This window comes from Finegoldia sp. (assembly GCF_046991905.1).
Lineage (GTDB): Bacteria > Bacillota > Clostridia > Tissierellales > Peptoniphilaceae > Finegoldia.
Genome location: NZ_JBKWZF010000039.1, coordinates 5,852 through 12,803, shown reverse-complemented (window position 1 = coordinate 12,803; position 6,952 = coordinate 5,852). Strand labels below are relative to the sequence as shown.

Below are 6,952 nucleotides of genomic sequence, written 5' to 3'. Positions count from 1 at the left end.
CCTCCTTGTTTTTTGACACGCCAGATAGTCAGGAAAAAGGCAACAAAACACAAAACAAAGCTGCCTAAAAAGGTAATCTTCATTCCATATAAAAAGACATCCGGCCGATTTGCGATATAGTTAGTTACTTGCTGGCCCATCTTAGCAGACATCGCTTGATATAAGACCGTCGTAGAAAGCGAAATCCCGCTGACCATCCCCAAATTTCGGGCAAAGGAATTCATCGAGCCTGCCAGTCCCAAGTTTTCGATAGTGACCGAGCTCATAACCATCGTATTATTGGGGGACTGGAACAAGGCATTGCCGGCACCCATGATGGCAGTAGCGACAATGTATAGCCACAAAGGAGAGTCCACTGACAAAAACATATACATGACCTGGGTTACCGACAATAAGCCCAAGCCTACTAATACCAAAATCTCCGGGCCAACCCGGTCGGTCAGGTAGCCGCTTAAAGGCGCCCCGACGACCATCATCAAAGGAAAGACCATCATCAACAGCCCAGCATAGCTAGGACTCAACCCGCGAGCATTTTGCAGATAAAAAGGAATCACTACATTGACAAAGAAGTTGGAAGAAAAAATCAACAAGGCTGTAATCAAGCTCATGGTAAAAATCTTGTTCTTAAAAATACCGAAAGAAATCAATGGAGAGGCTGCTTTCTTTTCAACTTTTAAAAAGCTGACAAAGGCAATCACTGAAATTACGAACAGTACAAGGGGGACTGGATGGAAAAAGCCACTTTCTTGCCCCAAAAAGATTGCTCCAAAAAAGCTGATAATCGTAGCCGCAATGGCAGCAAAGCCCCCTCCATCGATTGTATGGCCGCTCATGGTGATATCTTTTGGTAAGAATTTTTCAGCAATCAACATCGTTACGATTCCCACCGGTACATTGATCCAAAAAATGTACGCCCAAGAAAATTGGGACAAAATCAAGCCGCCAAGACCTGGTCCAGCAATCGAGCCTAATGAAACAAACGCACCTATTGCTCCCAATGCCCGACCACGTTCATGTATGGGAAAGACTTCCGTGATGATTCCGGCATTTGTAGCCATAGTCATACTAGCACCAATGGCTTGTACCACCCGTGCGAACAATAAAATACCTAGCGAATGATTGAACCCACACAACAGCGATCCCAAGACAAAGATCAGCGTACCAATCCGAAATACTTTGATTTTCCCACGGCTATCGCCAATTTTACCAAACAGCAACAAACAAGAACAGACAATCATCAGATAAACGGACACTACCCATTCCGCTTGATTCATTGGTATGCCCATATCATCTGAGATGGTAGGTAGTGCAATATTGACAATACTGCCATCCAATGTGGACATGAAGGTAAACATAGATATAGCAATCAAAATCCACCAGCGATTTTTTTGGACTTTTGCATCTTCTTGATAACTATACATAATAGGATTTCCTTTCTAATGATCGTGTAGCTAAGAACAATATAACCTATGTCTACTGCCCAACAACTTCTCGCGACTCTAGCCATAGGAAGCTTGAGTAATTTCGATTTGATATCCTCATGTAACCATGTAAGTTGGAGATGCTTTATTTGAACTTACTCTATAGTAACTAGTGATAATTCGCTTTACTTTCTTCTAGCAATTTCTAAAAGTCGACTTCATTGTTCTTCAGATTAATAGTGTGAGCTATCTCGTGAGACGTAAGCAAATTTCCATTCTACTTTTTCCCAATTTTTTCATATTTATGGTGTTGCACCTATTTGTTTTCCAATTTGCTTTTCAAATACATTGCTATGATATTCAATTCCATAGGATTATACTAAATATCAATAGTATGAATAATATATTATAGATGTTTATATATCACTGTTAATTATTATCCACAATAATTAATGATTACCTCGATATTTGTCAATCAAAGGTTGAAACAATTTATTTTCAGCATCTTTTCTAGCTTGAGCTGCACTCTTAATAGAATCATACGATCCTAAATAGTACCTCTTTTTTTTTAAAGTTATATACGCAATCTATTTCTCTTTAGAACGATAAACTCCCTTAACACCACTTGTATTATTTTTCGGTAATTTTGACGTTAGACACTCTATTACTGTCCCTTCAACACATGTCCTTGTTTCTTGCCTTTTTAAACATCCACAACTTTGAGTATGTCCAAAAAATAAGTTACTATAACTTATCTCACACATACTGCCACACTCACAATGACAAACCCATTTTGTTTTCCATGAACAGTTATTGTCCAAAGGATACTTTGCAGTAAGTAATCCGAATTTTTTATTTTCAATGTGATGCTTTTTTGATTTCAAACATCCACAGCTTTTTACATCACCTTTTAGAAGTCGCTTTGCCGATACTAACTTTTTTCTCCCACACAGACATTGACATTCCCAAACAACAGTTCCTTCACTTCGCAGTTTAGTTGGCTTGATTGCAACTAACTTACCAAAAGTTTTATTTGTCAAATTTTTATATTTATGCCTATTTTTATAATTTCCACATCCACAACTTTTGGTTCTACCTGATAGTAAGTTTGATCGATATACAATCGTTTCATTCCCACAGTCACATAGGCAACGATATTTTTTATATCCATTATGAGTAATCTCCTCAACAACAGTAAGGTGACCATATCTTTCCTTCACTGCACCTACCCTCCCAAGAAAGAAGTACCATATAATTTCAATTAACTTTTAATAAATCAGAAAAAAATATTTCCAATTTTTCTTAGTCTGATTTTATGACTAATTTACAATACAAGACTGAACGATACGTACACGAAATCCTCAAGATAGATAAATTGTTTTCATCTAGTGAAACCTGCTCAAAATATGAGCATAAAGACGGCAATAATACACTCGATATTCGATAATGGACTTGTTTTATTTGTCAAACCCATCGTAATCGAGATATCAATTCCAGTCTCAATATCCTGATCAAAGGTCTAAGAATCCAACCATTTTCTTGTTACTTTGTCAGATTGATTACCTTTTTTAGTCTCCGAATAATAAGGTTTTCGGATCAACTAACATGCTCTGAGAAAGACTACTATCTTTGCAAATTTCCAAATGAAGGTGTGGGCCAGTACTATTCCCAGTACTTCCTACATAGCCAATTATTTGTCCTTGCAAAACATTATCTCCAGTTTTTACTAGGTATTGTTGCTGGTGAGCATATAACGCGGTTGATCCATCTTCGTGTTGTATCACCACGTAATTTCCCCAAGAGTGGTGAAACTCTGCTTTAACAACCTTACCAGCTTTAACTGCATGAATCGGCTCACCCTGTGTAGCTGCCATATCAAGTCCTCGGTGAAATTCATTTCCACGATTTCCAAACAAACTGGTTATTGAATAATTATGAATAGGCACTTGGTATCCAGTCTTACTCATTTGTGGACCTTTAACTTCTTTATCATAGTTGGTTAAATCGTAGGTTTTAATTAATTCATTTAGCTTCAAATAGTATTGTGTATCTGTTGCATACCGTCCTGTAAGGAATTTAGTTGCTTCTCGATATGTTTTACTATTAGCTTTTAATGCTCCTGCATAAAAATCTTTATTTCCACTAATTCCCTTAGTTAATAATTTGGCATAATCTTCAAAGCTTTCCTCATAGTTTTCATACACTCTAAATTTTGATTGGGTCGTATAAAGCGTTCCATTACCCAAATCTTCGTTTGTTACCATAATGACAAAGTTTCCATTATAAGTTCCTTTTATCCCAAATAAATTGTAATTCGGTGCCTGAGCTAACTGGCTTTGACCACTGGCAGATTCTAAGATCGCTTGTGCAATCATAACAGAAGCATATAAATCATATTTCTGACCAATTTTTCTCGCAGACTCACCAATTTTCATAATAAAATTTTCTACAGATTCATTTTTGTCAAAATGAATTTCTTCATTACCAGATAGTATTGGTTGTGATTGGAAAGATTCTGTTGATTCTATTTGCTGTGGTGTCGAAAAAGTTTTTGTTTGTCCTTCCGTTTTTGGCGCTTCCTTTTTTGAAGATTCTATATGGTTTGGTTTTGTCACTTTCGAAGAAGTTATTTCACTTGTACTACTTGAAGTTGTTGAAGATTCGGTACTTGAAATCGTACTACTTTCACTTGACGAAGTTGTTGAAGACTCGGCATTTGAAGTCGTACTACTTTCACTTGATGAAGTTGTTGAAGACTCGGCATTTGAAGTCGTACTACTTTCACTTGATGAAGTTGTTGAAGACTCGGCATTTGAAGTCGTACTACTTTCACTTGATGAAGTTGTCAAAAGTTCACTACTCTCTGCTGTTACATCGGAATTACTCATTTCAGTCGTCTCGGTTCTTTCTTTTGCAATTTTGTATGTTGAATTTTCGCTTGCCAACACATGGAAAGGTGTTGCTATAAGGAGTTGGGACATTAATATAACTGCTGATGCAAGTTTTAAAGATTTTTTCATTTGATTTACCTCTCTTTTTTCTCTTTAATAGTGTTTTCTATTAAAAATTATGATAAATATTTTCAATGAATTGAGTAATACAGTATATTTCTTGATTTCATTTAGTAACGATTATGTTTCAATGTTTAATCCTGTTACTGCCTTTAAAATAAAATTATAGGGTTGGCTAAAACTAGGATGAAATAAATAATCTAACATTTTCAATTTGTCTAATGTAATTTGTTCTTCTATAGCAAGAGAAAACATTGATAATAGTCCAGATAAATCTTCTTGACTACAAAGTTGTACACCTACTATTCTCTTTGTATTTTTTTCAAAGCTAATTCTTAATTTTACACGACTATTTTTTCTCAAAAAAGCAGGTCTAATGAAATCTTCTATTTCTATATAATCTATAGACTCACTTAATAATCGTGCTGTTTTTAAATTCAAACCTGCTGCGTAAAAATTGTAATTAAATATAGAAAAGCCATTTGTAAATTGGGAACCAGAAGGTGTAAAATCTTGATTGTTAATATGTTGAGTTGCAATATAAGCTGTTCTTAGAGCATTAGAAATAGAAAAATCAACACTACTTCTATTAATGGACGTAAAAAAAGTTGTAGCACAATCCCCAATAGCATATATATCTTTTATATTTGTTTGCTGGTATTCATTAGTTAGATATGCTCCACTAACATCTCTCAAGAGTTCCTTTTCCCCAATTGGACTATTAGATAGAAATCCTATAGCTTGTACGACCATATCCATAGAGTATTGGGTACCACTTGTAGTGACTATTTTTTCAATCTTTTTTCTTCCTAAATATTTTTTAGGACTTTCTGATAGACAAAGATGTATTCCATTTTTTGATAGTATTTCTTCAACTTTATCTGAAAAACTACGGTCGTAATAAGTCGACAACACTCTATCTGCAACATCGAAAAGATATACTTCTTTCCCTCTTTTTCTTATGGCTTCAGCAATTTCAACTCCAATATATCCTGCTCCAATAATTCCTACTTTTTTAATAGTACTATCATCCAAAGCTTTAAAAATCTCTTTTGCATTTGGAAAATTCTTTATCGAAAAAATATTAGCTAAATTATTCCCCGGTATATCTAGCATAATTTGCTTTGAACCTGTAGCTAATATAACTTTGTCATATTCTTGAGAGAATCTTGTACCATCTTTTTTTACACAACTAATCTTTTTATTTTGAATATCAATTTTGTCAACTTCTGTCTCTAGAAATAACTTTTTTATCTCAGAATTTAGTGTCATTCTATTTTGATAAAAAAGATCTTCTAAATTACTTACTTCTCCTTTTATAAATAACGATGTCCCACATTCCAAGTAACTAATTTCTGATTTTTTATCGATTAGAATAACTTCATAATTTGAATCGCTTAAGTTTAGAAATCGAGCTGCGGCTAGCCCTGAATGGTTTGAACCAATAATTACTATTTTTTCCACTTAATTACATTCTTTTCCTTTCTATAAAAAGTATATTCATCTTTAACTAACACTTATTTCCCATCATAAAAAAGCAAAAAGAGGAAGAAAAAGATTCTTCCTCTTCTCAGAGAAGACTTAAGAAATTGATTTTCTATTCATTCTCTTTTTTTCGATTTTTATACCCTAATAATCCTAACGTTCCTAACAGTATTAAACCACCGCTAATAGTAAAGATATTACTGTCACTCTCTCCCGTCTTAGGAAAAACTTTTGAGGACTGGCTTTTGCCTCTATTTTTGTCTTGATTGCTGTTGCTACCTTGATTGTCAGTCTTACTACCTTTACTACCGTTTTTTCCACTGTCTTTTTTGTTGGAAGAAACAACTACATTAGTAGGTTCACTAGTATTACCAGATTCATCAGTTGCAGTTACTATCACTTTTGTCCCTGCCTCTAATTTAGGAACTTTAACTGTAAAATTACCATTTTTATCAGCTGTCCCATGGTGTTGACTTCCGTCTGGTAATGTAACTGTCACCTCTGCATTTGGTTCAGTTTTACCAGTAACAATTTGGTCACCCTCTGTAATAGGATCAACTTGAGGTTTATTCGGTGCTTTTTTATCTACTACAGAAATAGTAACTTCTACTTCTTCTTTAGATCCATCTGGATATGTTACTACTACAGTACCTTTTTTGTTTCCAGCTGTACTAACATCTACTTTTTCTTTCCAAGTATAAGTAGTTCCTTTTGGTAGATCTTCTTTGTTCTTAATTCCCTCAGATGCATCTGGCTCTTTATTTAAGTCTGTAGTCACTTTTTGTCCTTCAGGATTGTATTTATCTGCATTAGAACGATTGTCTGTCACTTCTACTGGAACTTTCACCGTATCTTTCGTACCGTCTGGATACGTTACTTCAATGACACCTTCATAATTGCCTGGTGTGTTGGTATCAATTGTACCGCCGGGAGTAACATCTGTTACTGTTGTTCCTTCTGGTAACGCTGGCAAGTTAGTAACATTATCTGTTAGATCTACTGTGCCCCCAACTTCTACTTTTTCGCCTTCTACTG

General features: G+C 35.0%; 4 protein-coding genes and 1 pseudogene. All 5 read right to left on the bottom strand.

Annotated elements, in window-relative coordinates:
- Positions 1-1,421: MFS transporter (locus ACLUJM_RS10695; protein WP_412412800.1), on the bottom strand; the 1,421-nt coding region annotated here is incomplete at its 3' end.
- A gap of 587 nt (positions 1,422-2,008) precedes the next feature.
- On the bottom strand, positions 2,009-2,641 hold the full coding sequence (locus ACLUJM_RS10690; RefSeq protein ID WP_002297340.1) for a hypothetical protein: 633 nt from the start codon (positions 2,639-2,641) through the stop codon (positions 2,009-2,011).
- 348 nt (positions 2,642-2,989) lie between these two features.
- Positions 2,990-4,402 carry a glucosaminidase domain-containing protein gene (locus ACLUJM_RS10685; RefSeq protein WP_412412799.1) on the bottom strand — a complete coding sequence of 471 codons (1,413 nt, stop codon included), beginning with the start codon at positions 4,400-4,402 and terminating at the stop codon, positions 2,990-2,992.
- Between the two features lie 150 nt (positions 4,403-4,552).
- Complete coding sequence (locus tag ACLUJM_RS10680) at positions 4,553-5,896, bottom strand: FAD/NAD(P)-binding oxidoreductase (RefSeq protein WP_002297337.1); 1,344 nt, start codon at positions 5,894-5,896, stop codon at positions 4,553-4,555.
- A gap of 190 nt (positions 5,897-6,086) precedes the next feature.
- Positions 6,087-6,952: pseudogene (locus ACLUJM_RS10675) on the bottom strand (Rib/alpha-like domain-containing protein); the annotation flags it as partial.

What these genes read in the sequence shown, in the direction of transcription:
- ACLUJM_RS10685 (WP_412412799.1), bottom strand. Translation starts at nt 4,402, where the DNA reads ATGTCCCAACTCCTTATAGCAACACCTTTCCATGTGTTGGCAAGCGAA.